Annotated in this window: 12 protein-coding genes and 1 tRNA gene; 7 read left to right on the top strand and 6 right to left on the bottom strand. The window is 72.4% G+C overall.

Translation table 11 applies throughout. The annotated features are described in order from the left end of the window. Positions 1-21: 21 nt before the first annotated feature. From C3V41_RS03925 to C3V41_RS03915, 3 genes are all read right to left on the bottom strand, one after another. Positions 22-858: a phosphatase PAP2 family protein gene (locus C3V41_RS03925; protein ID WP_165271572.1), complete on the bottom strand. Its 837-nt coding sequence runs from the start codon at positions 856-858 to the stop codon at positions 22-24. A gap of 110 nt (positions 859-968) precedes the next feature. Further along, positions 969-2,396 carry an AI-2E family transporter gene (locus tag C3V41_RS03920; protein ID WP_106109189.1) on the bottom strand — a complete coding sequence of 476 codons (1,428 nt, stop codon included), beginning with the start codon at positions 2,394-2,396 and terminating at the stop codon, positions 969-971. A 30-nt stretch (positions 2,397-2,426) separates the two neighbouring features. Continuing rightward, on the bottom strand, positions 2,427-3,107 hold the full coding sequence (locus C3V41_RS03915; RefSeq protein WP_106109188.1) for an HAD hydrolase-like protein: 681 nt from the start codon (positions 3,105-3,107) through the stop codon (positions 2,427-2,429). A 111-nt stretch (positions 3,108-3,218) separates the two neighbouring features. Between C3V41_RS03915 and C3V41_RS03910 the strand changes: the two genes are divergently transcribed. Then, complete coding sequence (locus C3V41_RS03910) at positions 3,219-4,100, top strand: D-hexose-6-phosphate mutarotase (RefSeq protein WP_106109187.1); 882 nt, start codon at positions 3,219-3,221, stop codon at positions 4,098-4,100. Positions 4,101-4,211: 111 nt separating this feature from the next. Beyond that, positions 4,212-4,299 (top strand) — tRNA-Leu (locus tag C3V41_RS03905). Between the two features lie 60 nt (positions 4,300-4,359). On the opposite strand, the gene C3V41_RS03900 is transcribed toward C3V41_RS03905, so the two are convergent. Next, positions 4,360-5,583, bottom strand: a complete 1,224-nt coding sequence (locus C3V41_RS03900) for an AI-2E family transporter (protein WP_106109186.1) — start codon at positions 5,581-5,583, stop codon at positions 4,360-4,362. Between the two features lie 190 nt (positions 5,584-5,773). Between C3V41_RS03900 and C3V41_RS03895 the strand changes: the two genes are divergently transcribed. The 3 genes from C3V41_RS03895 (at position 5,774) to C3V41_RS03885 (ending at position 10,917) form a co-directional block, all read left to right on the top strand. Then, on the top strand, positions 5,774-6,937 hold the full coding sequence (locus C3V41_RS03895) for a bifunctional GNAT family N-acetyltransferase/nucleoside triphosphate pyrophosphohydrolase family protein (protein ID WP_106109185.1): 1,164 nt from the start codon (positions 5,774-5,776) through the stop codon (positions 6,935-6,937). A 210-nt stretch (positions 6,938-7,147) separates the two neighbouring features. After that, positions 7,148-8,761, top strand: a complete 1,614-nt coding sequence (locus C3V41_RS03890; RefSeq protein ID WP_106109184.1) for an MFS transporter — start codon at positions 7,148-7,150, stop codon at positions 8,759-8,761. Between the two features lie 71 nt (positions 8,762-8,832). Continuing rightward, positions 8,833-10,917 carry a M3 family metallopeptidase gene (locus C3V41_RS03885; RefSeq protein WP_106109183.1) on the top strand — a complete coding sequence of 695 codons (2,085 nt, stop codon included), beginning with the start codon at positions 8,833-8,835 and terminating at the stop codon, positions 10,915-10,917. Positions 10,918-11,097: 180 nt separating this feature from the next. On the opposite strand, the gene C3V41_RS03880 is transcribed toward C3V41_RS03885, so the two are convergent. Next, positions 11,098-11,652, bottom strand: a complete 555-nt coding sequence (locus C3V41_RS03880; protein ID WP_106109182.1) for a septum formation family protein — start codon at positions 11,650-11,652, stop codon at positions 11,098-11,100. 561 nt (positions 11,653-12,213) lie between these two features. On the opposite strand from C3V41_RS03880, the gene C3V41_RS03875 reads away from it, so the two are divergent. Together C3V41_RS03875 and C3V41_RS03870 are read left to right on the top strand one after the other, a co-directional pair. Next, positions 12,214-13,311: an NAD(P)/FAD-dependent oxidoreductase gene (locus tag C3V41_RS03875; RefSeq protein ID WP_106109181.1), complete on the top strand. Its 1,098-nt coding sequence runs from the start codon at positions 12,214-12,216 to the stop codon at positions 13,309-13,311. A gap of 244 nt (positions 13,312-13,555) precedes the next feature. Beyond that, positions 13,556-13,897 (top strand): DNA primase, encoded by a 342-nt coding sequence (locus tag C3V41_RS03870; RefSeq protein ID WP_106109180.1) that lies wholly within the window; start codon positions 13,556-13,558, stop codon positions 13,895-13,897. Between the two features lie 181 nt (positions 13,898-14,078). Here the strand turns inward: C3V41_RS03870 and C3V41_RS03865 are convergent, their stop codons facing one another. Then, positions 14,079-15,059, bottom strand: coding sequence for an aldo/keto reductase (locus tag C3V41_RS03865; RefSeq protein WP_106109179.1), 981 nt, complete (start codon positions 15,057-15,059; stop codon positions 14,079-14,081). Positions 15,060-15,125 lie beyond the last annotated feature (66 nt).

The raw sequence follows: 15,125 nt of genomic DNA, 5'->3' as shown, positions 1-15,125 counted from the left end.
CTTCCTGCTCCCGCTGCGCTGCTAGCTCCAGTACGCTGTCTCGGCGGGCGCCGTGGCCGCCACGCCCTGACCGCGTGCCGGTGGCAGGGCCGGGGCACGCCGCTGCTGCCACCTGACCACACCCTCCAGCACCAGCACCATGGCGAAGGTCCAGGCCAGGCCCAGGGACCACCCCGCCAGGACGTCGGTCATCCAGTGGTAGCCCAGGTAGACGCGGGACAGCCCCACCCCGGCCGCCACGAGGAGGGCGGTACCCAGGGCCACGGACTTGTACGCCTGGCAGGCCCCGGAGACCAGGACGAAGCCGGCCAGGACGCCCAGGAAGACCGTGGAGTTCAGTGAGTGCCCCGAGGGGAAGGAGAAGCTGGAGGCCGGCTTGCCCAGGAGCAGGGTGGTGCTGGGACGGCCGCGCTCCCAGGCGTCCTTGACCAGCACCGTGAGCGTGGAGGAGCCGATCATGGCCACCAGGAGCACCCCCGCGTGCTGCCGGTAGCCCCGCCAGGCCAGCAGGAGGGCCGTCAGGACCGTCAGGGCCGTCAGCCCCGGGGTGCTCGCCATGGTCGACAGGAAGGTGGCCACCGCGCTGACGGGGCGGGTGCGGGCGTGGACCGCCCAGCCGGTCACGGTCGGATCCAGGTTCGTCAGGCCCGTGCCCGTGACCACCCCCAGCGCCAGGACGCAGAAGACGATGACGGCCAGCGCCGCCCCGGTCAGCAGCGGCGCCCTGCCCGGCAGGGCGCCGGCGTGGTGGGCCAGCGTGTGGTGGCGCCTGGGTGACGCCCGGTGCTGCCAGGCCTCGTCAGGAACGGCGTCCTGAGGGGCGTGGACCGAGCCGGTAGGCGTCGTCGGGGCTGTCATGCCCGGCAGGCTAGGTGGTGAACCTCTCCCGCGCCTCCTCAGAGCCTGAGAGCTGTCTGTGAGCCTGGTGGACCGGTCCCCTCCCGGCCGGTCCCCTCCCGGTGGCGGGGTCATCCTCTGTCGGCCACGTAGGCGGGCAGCTCGCCCACGACCGGGGTGTCGCGCACGTGGAGCTCGGAGTAGACCGACCACAGCACGCTCACCAGCGGAACCGCCACGATCGCGCCCAGCAGCCCGGCCGAGAAGGTGCCCAGGGCCACCGCGACAATGACGACCACGGGGTGTATGGAGACCTGCTTGCCCATAATGAGGGGCTGGAGGATGTGGCCCTCGATCTGCCCGATCGCCGCCACGCCCACGCCCACCACGATCATGGTGACCACGCCCTTGGAGGCCAGGGCCACGATCATGGCGATGACCATGGCGCCGGGGGCGCCGATAATGGGGATGAACGCGCCGATAAAGACCAGCACGGCCAGGGGGGCGGCCAGGGGGATGCCCACGACCTGGAGGAATACCCCCGCCATGACGGCGTCGGTGAGGGCCACGATGACCGTGCCGCGGGCGTAGCCGGCGAACGTGTACCACCCGGCGCCCGCGGCGCGGTGGACCCTCTGACGGTAGCGGGCGGGCAGCTCGTTGAGGAACCAGCGCCACATCTTGCCCCCGGAGGCCAGGAAGAAGATAGTCACGAACAGCGCCAGGGCCAGGACCGTGAACACCTCCACCAGGGTGCCGGCGTTGGAGAGCACCTCGCCGGCCAGCGTGGGGGCGTTCTGCGTGACGTAGTCCTGGCCCTTGGTCATGAGGTCGTCGATCTCGCGCATGATCTCGGCCTGGGTGATGTGGACCGGCAGGGGGCCGTGCTCCAGGAAGTCCATAATGGTGTGGATGCCGTCGGTGAAGCGGACGGCCAGCGTGCTCCACTGGTTCGTCACCGAGGTCACCACGTAGGTCACCAGTCCCGCGACCACGCCCAGGGCCGTCAGCAGCGCCAGGAAGGTCGCCGGGAAGCGGGGCATGACCCGGGCGAAGAGGTTCACCAGCGGCTGGAGGATCGAGGTGATGATCAGGGCCAGGAACATGCCGATGAAGACCGGGACGACCTTGCTGGTCAGGAAGAAGACCAGGGAGATAATGATCCCGATCCCCAGCAGCAGCCAGGACCCCAGGCCCCCGCGCACCAGCCAGGAGGGCAGGGAGTCCATGGTCGTCGAGCGGGTGCGCACCACCGCGGGCAGGGTCGGGGCCGCGGGCGGCGCCACCTCGGCGGCGGGGGCAGGGGCGCGGGTCCCGGTCTCCTCCAGGCTCAGGCCCACCTCGCGGGCGTGCAGACGGGCCTGCTCGTTGCGCTCGATGGTGGCGTCCAGGACGTTGTGCCCCCGACGCCACAGGCGGGCCAGGTCCCCCAGCAGGCCCCTGGCGCGCCGTCGCGGCGGGGCGGCGCCCGGCGCGCGGTCGGCCCCGTGGGGCTGGGTAGGGCCGGAGGTGGTGGGGGTGTCCGACGCCGGGTCGGGGGAGCTAGTCGGCTCAGGCATGCGTGGTCCTTGCGGGTGGGTCGGGGACGGTCAGAGGCTCAGCCCGAGCAGGGTGGCGAGGTCGGCGGGGGAGGCGGCCAGCGCGGTGGCCCCGGCCAGCTCCTCGGCGTCCCCGTAGCCCCACAGGACGCCGATGCTGAGGATCCCCGCCTCACGGGCCCCCCGGACGTCGTGTCCGCGGTCACCCACGTGGACCACGTTCTGGCTGCGCACGCCGGCCAGGGCCAGGCGGGCCAGGGCGTCGCCGATGACCTCGGCCTTGCCGCCGTGCCTGTCGGCCGCGTCGGCCCCGGCGATGACGGTGAAGAAGGTGTCCAGGTCCCAGTGCCGGAGGATCTGCGCGGCCAGCACCTCGCGCTTGGATGTGGCCAGGGACACCGGGATCCCGGCCGTGGCCAGGGCCGCCAGCACCTCGGGCACGCCCGAGTACAGGGGCGCCTCGCACATGCGCTCGCGGTAGTGGCGCCGGTAGGTGGACACCGCCCCGGCGAGCTCCTGGCCGGTGAGCCCCGCGTTGGCCTGGAAGCCGTCCACCAGGGGCGGGCCGACGTAGGCCATGAGGTCCTGGCGGGAGGGGACCGGCAGGCCCAGCTCGCTCAGGGTGACCTCCAGGGCGTCCAGGATGACCGGGGCGGAGTCTGTGATCGTGCCGTCCAGGTCCAGGAGCACCGCGTCCGGCGGGCGGGGGATCGTGGTGGAGGGCTGTGGCATCGGAACCTCGCTGGTGGGCGGACAGGGCGCGGGCCAGGACACGGCCCACGCCCTTGAGAACGCCTCCCAGACTACTCGCGGCAGCTGGCGGCGACGCGCTAGGCTGGGCCCGTGAGTCTTCCCGCTCCGGGCCGCGCCGACGCCGCCCCGCACCTGCCCCGTTTCACCGCCCTGACCCCCGGCCGGGGCGGGCAGCCCCGTCTCCTGGTCGACGCCCCGGCCGGCCGGGCGGAGATCTACCTCCACGGCGCCCAGCTCACCAGCTGGGTCCCGCGTGCCGGCTCCGAGGTGCTCTTCACCTCCCGGCAGGCCGTGTACGACGGCGTGGCCAGCGTGCGCGGCGGCGTGCCCCTGTGCCTGCCCTGGTTCGGCCTCGGCCCCCGGGGCACGGACAGCCCCAAGCACGGCTGGGGGCGTCACGTCGACTGGGTCCTGCGCGAGGTCGAGCCCCATGGTGACGGCGTGGTCGCCCGCCTGGAGACCGAGCACGACGGCGTGGCCGCCCGCTACGAGGTCTGCGTGGGCGAGGCCCTCAGCCTGTCCCTGTCCCTGCGCGGCACGGGGGCCGAGCCCGTCCTGACCGAGATGGCGATCCACACCTACCTGCGCGTGGGGGACGTGACCGGGGTGGAGATCACAGGTCTGGAGGGGGCGCGCTACGAGGACGCCCTGGACGGGTTCGCCTGGCGCACCCAGGGCGACGGCCCGCTGACGGTCAACGGCCCGGTGGACCGGGTCTACCAGTGCCAGGGCCCGGTGGCGGTGAGCGACCCCGCGCTGGGGCGGCGCGTGGTCAGCCGGCCCCAGGGGGCGACCAACGTGGTGGTGTGGAACCCGTGGGCGGACCTGGCCCGCGACCTGGCGGACATGGCCGACGACGAGTTCGCCTCCATGGTCTGCGTGGAGACGGCCTCGGTACGCTCCCACGCGCGCACGCTGGCGCCCGGCGAGAGCTGGTCGGTGGGGGTGCGCTACACCGTCGAGCAGCTCTGACAACAGGTGTGACCTGTTGCACCCCGGCATGATTTGGTCCCACCGCCGGAGGGCGTGCTAACTTTCTCTGCGTCCCCGCCGGGGGTCCCCGGCGGACGGCTTCGTCATCAGGTCCGAGTGGCGGAATAGGTAGACGCGCTAGCTTGAGGTGCTAGTGCCTTATTAAACGGGCGTGGGGGTTCAAGTCCCCCCTCGGACACGGATCAGGGGTCCCGGGGCTTTGGCCTCGGGACCCCTGCGTGTACGCCCTGCCAGGGCCTCACTCCTTCTCCTGGGCGGCCCCGTCCCTCGGCTTGGTGGCCCCGTCCCCCGGCGCCTTTGGCGCGGCGCCCTCGGAGCGGGTCCGCGTGGCGTCCCGGTGGCGTCGGGCCCTCCTGGCGGCGGCCGGGTACCTGAGGCTGCGCTGGGGGAGCTCCTTGTCGCCGTCGGTCAGGAAGATCCCGATCCAGGCCGAGCGGGGGTCGGCGTCAATGAGGACGGCCTTGGCGAACAGGGTCAGGGGCACGGCCAGGACCGAGCCCAGGCCGCCGATGACAATGGTCCACAGCATGAGCGACAGGAACGTCGTGGTGGTGTTCAGGCCCACGGCGTCGCCGGTGAACTTGGGCTGGATGAGGCTCTGGATGACGAAGTTGAGCACGGAGTAGGCCACCACCACCCACACCGCGGTCCAGGGCCCGGAGTTCACCAGGCCCAGGACCGCGGGCGGGATGACGCCGATGACGAAGCCCAGGTTGGGGATGTAGTTGGTGATGAAGGAGAACACCCCCCAGGTCACCGCCATGGGCACGTCCAGGAGCATGAGGACGGTCGTGTCGAACACGGCCACGATGAGCCCGAAGATCGTGGAGACCGCCCAGTAGGAGCGCACCGCGGCGCTGAAGCGCGACAGGGAGTCGTACAGCCCGGGCTTGACCTGGGCCAGGGCCGCGGCCCGCGAGCTAATGGTCATGGTGTCGATGGTCAGGAAGAAGATGGACAGGAACAGCACCAGGAGCATTGAGCCCGTGTTGCTGACCTGCTCCAGGACCGACTGGGCGAGCGAGGCCACCTTGGAGGCGTCCACCACCTTGGAGAGCTGCTCGATCAGGGTCTCCTGGCTGACACCCATCGCCTCCAGGTGCTTCACCCCCTGGTCCCACAGGGACTGGAACTTGGCGGAGGAGTCGGGCAGGGCGTCCACGAACTGGGCGATCGCCACCCCCATGGCCACGAACAGGCTCAGGATGAACACCACGATCAGGGTCATTGTGGCGGTGGCTGCCAGGAGCTTGGGCACCTGGTGGCGCACCATCCAGGTGTGCAGGGGACGCACGGTAATGACCAGGGTCAGGGCGAAGAACGCCGGACCCACCATCGACCTGGCGAAGTAGACGCCCACGGCGGTGATACTCAGCGCAGCCAGGGTCAGGGCCAGGATCTCGCCCTCGGTGCGGTGATGATGTCGTGATGAGGAGGAGACGCTGGTCGTCGGGGTAGTCATGGGGTGATCCTTGCACGGATGGTGCCTGCGGGCCCAGACGACCGATCCGCCCCGGCCTGGCGCAGGTCGGGCGCGTGCCGGGGCGGGGGCGGGCCCGCGCCCGGGGTACCTCCGGCGGCGGGCCCGCTCCCGGGTGAGGTGGTGTCCTGTTCGTTATCACTAGCAGGCCGCCGGGTATAGGCTCCGGCCCATGCAGCCCTTTGAGATCACGGTCCCTGCCGCGCCCCGGGCCCCGGAGCTCCTCCTGAGCGTCCCCACGCACGCCGACGTGGACAGGATCGCCGAGATCTGCCAGGACCCGGCCATCCAGGAGTGGACCACCGTGCCCTCGCCCTACACGCGCGGCTCCGCGGTGTCCTTCGTGGAGCAGGTCGTGGCCCCGGGCTGGGAGAGCGGTGAGGAGCTCACCTGGGCGGTGCGCGAGCTGCCCGGGGGCTCCCGGGGCCAGGACGGGGTGCTGGTGGGCATGATCGGGATCTCTGCCCACCCGAGCGGTACGGGGGAGATCGGCTACTGGCTCGCGCCACGGGCCCGCGGGCGCGGCACCGTCACCCGGGCCGCCCGCGCGCTCATCGATGTGGTCCTCGAGGGGGGCGACGGCGCAGGGGCTCCCGGGGGCCCGCTCCCCCTCAGGGCGCTCCGGTGGCGTTGTGACATCCACGACGGTGTGCCCAACTGGGCCTCCTGGAGGGTGGCCTGGTCCCTCGGCTTCGTGCGCGAGGGGCGCGTGCGCCGCCTCCTGGCCAATGACGGCGCGTTGCACGACGGCTGGATCGGCACGCTCCTGCCGGACGACCCCCGCCAGCCGCGGGCGCCCTGGGACGGGCCGGTGGCGGGGCAGGACCCGCGTACCCCCCTGGTGCCCCACGACGGCGTCGGGCAGCGGGAGGGGGACGACCCCGAGGCCCTGGTACGCCGCTTCCACCACGTCTACGGCCTGCCCGTGCGCACCGACGGCCCCAGTCTGGAGCGTGAGAGCCTGCATATGCGCATGGGGCTGGTCGCCGAGGAGTTCGCCGAGCTGGTCGGCGCTGTCTACGGCGGGGCCGCCCGCGAGCAGGTCGAGTCCGGCTACCGGCGGGCCCTGGCCGCCGACGACGGTGCCCGGGACACGGTGGGAGCGGCCGACGCCCTGGCCGACCTGGTCTACGTCGTCTACGGCATGGCCCTGGAGACCGGTATCGACCTGGCCGCGGTCCTGGCCGAAGTGCAGCGCTCCAACATGTCCAAGCTCGGCGCCGACGGGCGTCCCGTCTACCGCCAGGACGGCAAGGTCCTCAAGGGGCCGGGCTACCTGCCGCCTGACGTCGCCGCCGTCCTGGCCCGCGGCGGCCTGGGTACCGCCACCGGCTGACGCCCGCCCCGCTCCCCGCCCGCTGACCTGCTCCCTGCCCGCCGGCTGGTCTCCGCCTGCCGGCCCGTACCCCGGGCGCCAGGCCGCGACCGCAGCGGGCGCGTAGCCGACGTCCACCCCGGCCCGTACCCCGGGCGCCGTGGCCCCCGGAGCCCGGCCCCGGACAGGCCGACCACTGGCTGCACGACCACGTTCTGTAGAGTTGCGGGCGTGTCCCAGACCCTCGTCAACCCCGCGCCTCCGCCTGCCCCGCAGGCCCCCGGGGCACGCCAGTGGGCCGCCCTGGCCGTCCTGACCCTGGCGGTCACCCTCCTGGCCATTGACTCCACCGTGCTGGCGCTGGCCATCCCCTCCCTGAGCGCCGACCTGGGCCCCACCGCCACCCAGCTGCTGTGGATCGGCGACGTCTACTCCTTCACCCTGGCCGGCCTGCTGGTGACCATGGGCAACCTCGCGGACCGCGTCGGGCGCCGGCGCCTCCTGCTCATTGGCACCACCGGCTTCGGGGTCTCCAGCGTCCTGGCCGCGCTCGCCCCCAGCGCCACGGCCCTCATTGCCGCCCGGGCCCTGCTCGGGATCAGCGGCGCGACGATCATGCCCTCCACCCTCTCCCTCATCCGCAACATCTTCCCCGGCCCCCGCCACCGCACCACCGCCATCGCCGTCTGGTCGGCGGGCAGCTCGGGCGGGACGGCCCTGGGTCCCCTGGTCGGGGGAGTGCTGCTGGAGCACTTCTGGTGGGGCAGCGTCTTCCTCATTAACGTGCCCGTCATGGCCGCCGTCGTGGTCACCGGCCTGTGGCTCCTGCCCGAGTCCCGCAACGACGACGGCGACCCGGTCGACGTGGTCTCCGCGGTGCTGTCCGTGGCCGCGATCGTCCCGGTGGTCTACGTCGTGAAGTCCTTCGCCCACGACGGTCCCACGCTCACCGCCGCGGTCGCCCTCGTGGCAGGGACCGTCGCGGGCAGGGCCTTCCTGCGCCGCCAGCGCCAGCTCACCACACCCCTGATCGACGTCGGGCTCTTCAGGCTCCCCGCCTTCACCTGGGCGGTGGTCGCCACCGTCATGGCGGTCTTCGCCCTGGCGGGACTGCTGTACTTCTTCTCCCAGTACCTCCAGCTGGTACGGGGCTACTCCACCCTCCAGGCCGGGCTCACCGAGCTGCCCACGTCCGTCTCCTCCATCGCGGTGGTGGCCGTGGTGGCCTGGCTGGTGCGGCGCCTCGGCCACGGGGGCGCCCTGGGCGGCGGGCTCGTGCTGTCGGCGGCCGGGCTGGTGGTCGTGGCCGTGGCGGAGTCCTGGGGCGGGATCGTCCTCATCTGCGTCGGACTGCTCATAATCGGCACGGGCGTGGGCCTGGCCTTCACGGTCTCCACCGGCGCGGTCCTGGGCTCCGTGCCCGCGAGCCGCGCCGGGGCGGCGTCGGCCATCTCCGAGACCGGGCTGGAGCTCGGGGTCGCCCTGGGGATCGCGGTCCTGGGGACGGTCCAGGACGTCGGCTACCGGCTTCTCCTCGGCGCCGTCCCAGGTGGTGTCCCCGGACCGGTCGCCGACGCGGCCCGTCAGTCACTGGCCACCCTGGCAGGAGCAGCGGACCCCTCTTACCCCGAGCAGGCGCAGCTGCTGGCCCAGGCGCGCACGGCCTTCACCCACGCCATGCAGGCCACCGCCCTCGTCGCCGCTGTCATCCTCCTGCTGGCAGGGTGCATGGCCGCCCGGCGCGTGCCGGCGGCCGGCGCCGAGACGGCCGGTCCGCCGGCCCGTACCCCGGGCGCCGCGGCGGGTCAGGGCGCTGAGGCGGCCGGCCCCGCTGGCAGGAGGTAGGTCCTCCTGCTGCCCCGGTGGCGTCGCAGGTCCGCAGGCCCGCCCCTGTCCGGCCGTGGCACCATGGGCCCATGACTGAGACGAGCCCGCTGCCGGACGCCGCCACCCCACCTGTCCTGCCCGAGGGAAGCCCCTTCGCCGCCCCCTGGGACCTGGACCTGGGGCTGCCGGACTTCACCGGGGTGCGCCACGAGGACATCGCCCCCGCCGTGCACGCGGGCATGGCCGCCCAGCGCGCGCAGTGGGAGGCGGTGGCCGCCGACCCCGCCCGGCCCACCCTGGCCAACACCGTCGAGCCCCTGGAGCGCTCCGGGGACCTGCTGGAGCGGGCCCTGACGGTCCTGTACTGCCTGACCTCTGCCACGTACTGCCCGGACCTGGACGCCCTGGAGGAGGAGCTCGCCCCAGCCCTGGCCGCCCACGCCGACGCCTACCGGCTGGACCAGCGGATCTACGCGCGCTTCAAGGCGCTGGACGAGGCCGTGGCCGCTGCGCGGCAGGCGGGTACCACCCCCGTGGACGCCGACGCCGCCCCCATCGGCCCCCAGGCCGCCCGCCTGGTGCACCTGGCCGTGGAGGAGTTCGAGCGCGGCGGCATCGCCCTGACCGGGGCGGACGCCGACCGCCTGCGCGAGCTCAACGCCGGCATTAGCCAGCTCATGAGCCGCTTCTCGGTGCTCGCCACCAGGGCCATGCACGCGGCGGGAACCGCGAACTTCACGGCCACCCCGGCGCTGGCCACCACCCGCCCCCACACCGCCCGCCTGGAGCTGCTGGCCCGTTCCACGAGCCGGGGCCTGGGCGGTGAGTACGACACCCGCGCCCTGGTCCTGGAGCTGGTCCGCCTACGTGCCCAGAGGGCCGCCCTGCTGGGCTTTGAGCACCACGCCGCCCTGGTGGCCGCCGGGTCCGCGGCCCGCACCACGCAGGCCGTGAGCACCATGCTGGGACGCCTGGCCCCGCCGGCCATGGCCAACGCCCGCCGTGACGCCGCCGTCCTGGCCGCGCGCATGGCCGCCGACCCGCTCACCCTGGCCGGGGAGGTCTTCGGCCCGGCCGACTGGCCCCTGTACGAGGCGGGGCTGCGCAGGGAGCAGTTCGGGGTGGACGACGCCACCCTGGCCCCCTACCTGGAGCTGTGGAACGTCGTCGAGAAGGGCGTCTTCTACGCCGCCAACCGTCTCTACGGCCTGACCTTCCACGAGAGGGCCGACCTGGCCGCCCACATGTACGACCCCAGCGTGCGGGTCTGGGAGGTGCGTGACGGTGCCGCGGCCGGTCCGGGGCAGGAGGCGCCGGTGCTGGGGCTGTTCGTCGGCGACTACTTCGCCCGTGAGGGCAAGTCCGGTGGCGCCTGGATGAACAGCCTGGTCAACCAGTCCCACCTGAGGGGGACCCGGCCAGTGGTCATCAACTGCGCCAACGTGCCGGTACCGCAGGAAGGCGGGCCGGCCCTCCTGACCTGGGACGAGGTCATTACCTGCTTCCACGAGTTCGGCCACGCCCTGCACGCCCTGCTGTCCGACACCTACTACCCCAGCGCCTCGGGGGCCAACGTGCCCAACGACGTGGTGGAGTTCCCCAGCCAGGTCAACGAGTCCTGGGCCCTGCACCCCCAGGTCCTGGCCAGCTACGCGGTGCACGTGGACACCGGTGAGCCCATGCCCGAGGAGCTCGCCACCCGCCTGCGCAGCCAGGGCAGCTTCGGACAGGGCTACGCCACCACCGAGTACCTGGGTGCGGCCCTCCTGGACCAGGCCTGGCACACCCTGGCCGCCGACCAGGTCCCCGACGACGTCGCCCAGGTGGAGGTCCTTGAGCGCCGGGCCCTGGAGGAGTCGGGCATCGAGGTGGACCTGGTGCCCCCGCGCTACCGCACCACCTACTTCTCCCACGTCTTCGCCGGGGGCTACGCCGCCGCCTACTACGCCTACATCTGGAGCGAGGTCATGGACGCCGACACCGTGGCCTGGTTCCGTGCCGACGGCCAGGGCGGGCGCGACGGCGACCTGGGCCTGAACCGGCAGGCCGGGGAGGCCTTCCGCCGTGAGTTCCTCTCCCGGGGCGACTCCCGGGACCCGCTGGTCTCCTACCGGGCCCTGACGGGACGCGACCCGGCTATTGAGCCGCTGCTGGCCCGCCGCGGCCTGGCCTGAGGCGCGGCGTCAGGGCCTGAGGCGTACCGGCTGCACCTCGGCACGACCATCCCGGGGCTGTACCGACCTCGGGGTGGGCGTGCCGAGGCAGTCCAGCCATTAGAGGGTGTCCTGCGTGCTGGAGCCGCCCAGGGGAGGCCTCCGGTGCGTAGGGTCCTGGGCTAAGCGCAAACAATGTTCTCAGCTGGTCCTGCGGGTCTCCTTGAAGGTGCCGGTCACGTCCTCGTCGAACTCCCAGGCGCACAGGTAGCGGTGGGTGTGGGAGGACTCCCAGGTCTCCCGGGTGGGGAAGACGGAGGAGACGCTGACGCCGTTCTTGTCGTAGTCCTTCATGGAGTACCCGGCGGCGGCCACCGTGCAGGTGTCCTGGGCGGTCTTGCTGGACGCGGTCTGGTCGTAGGTCCCGGACTCGTCCATCTCCCACGTCTTGAACACCTCCATGCGGTGAGGCTGGTCGCAGGGTACCTGGCTGGAGAAGGTCTCCGTGGTGGCCTCCGTCCAGCACGACCCCTCCTCGGCCTGGTAGAAGGCGTCAGGGTCCCCGCTCGCACCAGAGAGGTCCAGCATGGTCGGCGCGACGGGCATCGGGGGGCTGGTGGCGGTGGCCTGCCGGGTGGAGCACGAGGAGGTGCTGAGGCAGGCCGCGAGCACCAGGACCGAGACGAGCCGGAGGGCGACGCCTCCTGCGTCATTGCTGAGAAGGGCGGTCCTGGGTCGGGTGCTGGCGGTCGTCATGACAGGCTTTCTCTCAGGGGTTCACCCTTGGTGCTTGAAGGAGACAGAAGTCATTATAGGTGACATACGGAGACTCATCAAGAAATGAGGCTGTGCCAATAGGTAGGTTTCGGTCTTGTTAAAACAGGGTGAACAGGTTGTGTCATATTGGTTAGGGAGAGGTTATCGTCCTGTCAGGAACCATTGCCTGCTCCTGTTGGCCGGGGTAAGGCGGAGGCGCCCCCGCAGGGCATCGCCCTTGGCGGCCGACAGGAGGCGGCCCCGCGGGTGTGCTGCCGTGCGGGTGTGCGGCTCGTGCTGGTCGTGCGGGTGTGCGGCCCGCTCCCTGGCGTCCGACGTCGACCACCACGGCCCGCAGCCGTGCGGCCCCGCAGTAGCGGGCACGGAGCGCCCAGCTGGCGGGTCGTCCGCGTGTCAGTAGTGAGACTAAGGTCCCATTCTGGTGGTGTCTGGTAGGGGTGCGGCGTCGGACTAGCCTGGGGCCAGGACCGTCCCCGGCCCGTCGCAGTGCTGGGCCCGTGGCCACCCTGAGTCAGATCCCCACCACCCGAGAGGACAGCCATGGTTCGTGTCACCATCGTCGGCGGCGGCTACGGCGGCATTACCGTCGCCAAGGCCCTCGACCCCATTGCCGAGGTCACGCTCGTCGAGCAGAAGGACATGTTCGTCAACCACGCCGGGGCCCTGCGCGCCGCCGTCGACCGCGACTTCGCCGAGCGCATCTTCATCCCCTACGACAACCTCCTGGCCCGTGGCCGGGTGGTCCACGGCACCGTCCTGGGCGTCGAGGGGACCAGTGTCCAGGTCCCTGGCGTCGGCCGCCTGGAGGCCGACCAGCTCGTCCTGGCCACGGGCACCGCCTACCCCTTCCCGGCCAAGCACCTGGAGTCCTCGGCCGTGATCGCCAAGGCCCGTATTGAGCGCGCCCACGCCAACCTGGAGCACGCCGGGCGCGTCCTCATTGTGGGGGCCGGTGCCGTGGGCATTGAGCTCGCCGGGGAGATCACCTCCGCCTTCCCCCGTACCGAGGTGGTCCTCCTGGAGGCCTGTGAGCGCATCCTGCCCACCGGGGACTACGCCCCCGAGCTGCGTGACGCGATCGAGGCCCAGCTGGCCGAGCGCGGTGTGCAGGTCATAACCGGCGACCACCTGGCCTACCTGCCCCCGGTGGACGTGGGCGTCCTGTCGCCCTTCAGGGTCACCACCACCTCCGGGCGCCGCCTGGAGGCCGACGTGTGGTTCCGGGCCTACGGCTCGGCCGCGGCCACCGGCTACCTCGGTGAGGGCTACGACGAGATCCGCCACTACGACGGCACCATCCGCGTGGACGACCACCTGCGCGTGGTGGACCACCCCGGCGTCTGGGCCGTCGGCGACATTACGGACGTACGCGAGTCCAAGCGGGCCGACGCCGCCCGCGCCCACGCCGAGGTGGTGGCGGCCAATATCGCCCAGGTCGTCTCCGGGGCCGAGCCCACCCACACCTACACCCCCCGGCCCGAGCTGGTCGTCCTGCCCCTGGGCCCCGACGGCGGCGCCTCCCAGGTGCTGCGCGACGGCGTGCGCGTGGTGGTGGGCGCCGAGGAGACGACCCGTCTCAAGGGCCAGGACCTCTACCTGGGCTTCGTCAGGGAGCAGCTGGGGGCCGACAGGGTCTGAGCATCTGAGCATGGGCTCCGGCCCATCCGTTCCAATGAGCGCCGGTGCGTGCTGTCCTAGGCGGCGTTCCTCTACCCCGCGCTGCATCCGCGTGCGCGGCAGCGAGCCGCTGCGCACCGTGTGCACGTACCTCTCGCGCCTGGCGCGTGCGCGGCAGGCAGCCCCGCCCCGTGTCCCGGGGGCCCCGGCGGGCTGGCCGGTCCCGGGTGCGTGGCAGGTCACCAAAACCGGTAGGCTGTTACCCATGACGAACGACCCGCGGTCCGCGCTCAACCGACTCATTGCCGCCCTTGAGGCGCACCTGGACGCGGCCGTGACCGGGGACGACCGCTCCCCGGCCGTGGTCGCGGCTGAGAGCGCCCTCCAGGACGCCTTTATCGCCTACGACGACGTCCTGTTCACCGCCTATGGTATCGAACTTCCTTTCGACACCTTTGACGCTGATGAGGAGGACGACGACTACGACGACGATGACGACGACTATGACGAGGACGACGACTACGACGACGAGGACGGGGACTACGAGGAGGACGACGACTACGACGACGAGGATGATGGCGCCGAGGACGACGCCTCTCGTCGCTGAGGGCCGGGCCCCCAGGGCACTGCCGGTCCGCTCGCGGCGCGGCTGAGGATGGCCCGCAGGTAGCCGCCCCCTCGGCGTCCGCCACCACGGGTGGCGGGGCCTTGGCGCCCGACCGCCCCCCGGTGCGCCGCGCCTGACGTCGCGTCTCGGGCGCTGTCCCGCGGCCCCTCAGAGCGGCCCCTCAGAACCGCTCCGGGTAGCCCAGGGTCGGGGCGGTGATCTCGTTGAGGGCGTGACGGATCTGGACCGGCAGGGTGAGGTCCTCGACCGCCAGGGCGCCACGCAGCTGGGCGGGGGTGCGGGCCCCCAAGATGGTGGCCGACACCCCGGGGGCGTCACGTGCCCACGCCAGGGCCACCTCCACCGGCTTACGGTCCAGGCCCGCGGCCGCCGTCGCCACCGCCTCCACCACGCCCCGGGAGTCCTCGCCCAGGTAGGCGGAGACGTAGGAGCGCAGGTGGGGGGAGGCCGCACGGGAGTCCGGAGGTGTGGAGGCCCGGTACTTTCCGGTGAGTACCCCGCGCCCCAGCGGCGCGTAGCCGATCACCCCGAAGCCCAGGGTCTGGGCGGCCGGCACGAGCTCGCGCTCAATACCCCGGGTCAGCAGGGAGTGCTCGACCTCGACTGCGGCCATCCCCGGCCCCTGGAGGCCGTCCCGGAGCAGGTCGAAGGCGTGGACGCTGGCCCAGGCCGGGTGGTTGGACAGGCCCACGTAGCGGGTCCGCCCGGAGGCCACGGCCAGGCGCAGGGCGTGGGCGGTCTCCTCCAGGGGGGTCGTGCGGTCGGGCACCTGGACCAGCCAGAGGTCCAGGTGGTCCGTGCCCAGGCGGCTCAGGCTCGCGTCCAGCGTGTCCAGCAGGGTGCCTCGGGAGGCGTCGGCGGCGCTGGCCCGGGCCCCGGTGCGCCAGGTGCGGATACCGGCCTTGGAGATCAGGACCACGTCCTGGCGCTCCACGTGCTCGCGCAGGAGGGTCCCGATAGTGGTCTCCGACAGGCCCTCGCCGTAGGAGGCGGCCGTGTCCAGCAGGGTCCCCCCGGCGTCCAGGAAGACGTCGAGCTGGTCGGCAGCCTCCTGCTCGTCGGTGTCCCGCCCCCAGGTCATGGTCCCCAGCCCTATGGCGGACACCCGCAGCCCCGTGTGCCCAAGTCTCCTGTGCTCCATGATCCCACCGTAGAGGCTGGTCGCGGGCGTTGGGGCGCACCACGCGGGAGGCCGGCGCCGGCGCGG

Origin of the sequence: Actinomyces sp. oral taxon 897 (assembly GCF_002999235.1) — a bacterium.
In the GTDB taxonomy this organism is placed as follows: domain Bacteria; phylum Actinomycetota; class Actinomycetes; order Actinomycetales; family Actinomycetaceae; genus Actinomyces.
The sequence above is the reverse complement of the archived record's forward strand: the minus strand, read 5'-3'. Positions and strand labels throughout refer to the sequence as shown.

Bases quoted from the DNA above. Each gene is read 5' to 3' on its own strand.
- C3V41_RS03920 (WP_106109189.1), bottom strand. From the start codon at position 2,396: ATGCCTGAGCCGACTAGCTCCCCCGACCCGGCGTCGGACACCCCCACC.
- C3V41_RS03900 (WP_106109186.1), bottom strand. From the start codon at position 5,583: ATGACTACCCCGACGACCAGCGTCTCCTCCTCATCACGACATCATCAC.
- C3V41_RS03895 (WP_106109185.1), top strand. From the start codon at position 5,774: ATGCAGCCCTTTGAGATCACGGTCCCTGCCGCGCCCCGGGCCCCGGAG.
- C3V41_RS03875 (WP_106109181.1), top strand. From the start codon at position 12,214: ATGGTTCGTGTCACCATCGTCGGCGGCGGCTACGGCGGCATTACCGTC.
- C3V41_RS03925 (WP_165271572.1), bottom strand. From the start codon at position 858: ATGACAGCCCCGACGACGCCTACCGGCTCGGTCCACGCCCCTCAGGAC.
- C3V41_RS03865 (WP_106109179.1), bottom strand. From the start codon at position 15,059: ATGGAGCACAGGAGACTTGGGCACACGGGGCTGCGGGTGTCCGCCATA.
- C3V41_RS03915 (WP_106109188.1), bottom strand. From the start codon at position 3,107: ATGCCACAGCCCTCCACCACGATCCCCCGCCCGCCGGACGCGGTGCTC.
- C3V41_RS03880 (WP_106109182.1), bottom strand. From the start codon at position 11,652: ATGACGACCGCCAGCACCCGACCCAGGACCGCCCTTCTCAGCAATGAC.
- C3V41_RS03885 (WP_106109183.1), top strand. From the start codon at position 8,833: ATGACTGAGACGAGCCCGCTGCCGGACGCCGCCACCCCACCTGTCCTG.
- C3V41_RS03870 (WP_106109180.1), top strand. From the start codon at position 13,556: ATGACGAACGACCCGCGGTCCGCGCTCAACCGACTCATTGCCGCCCTT.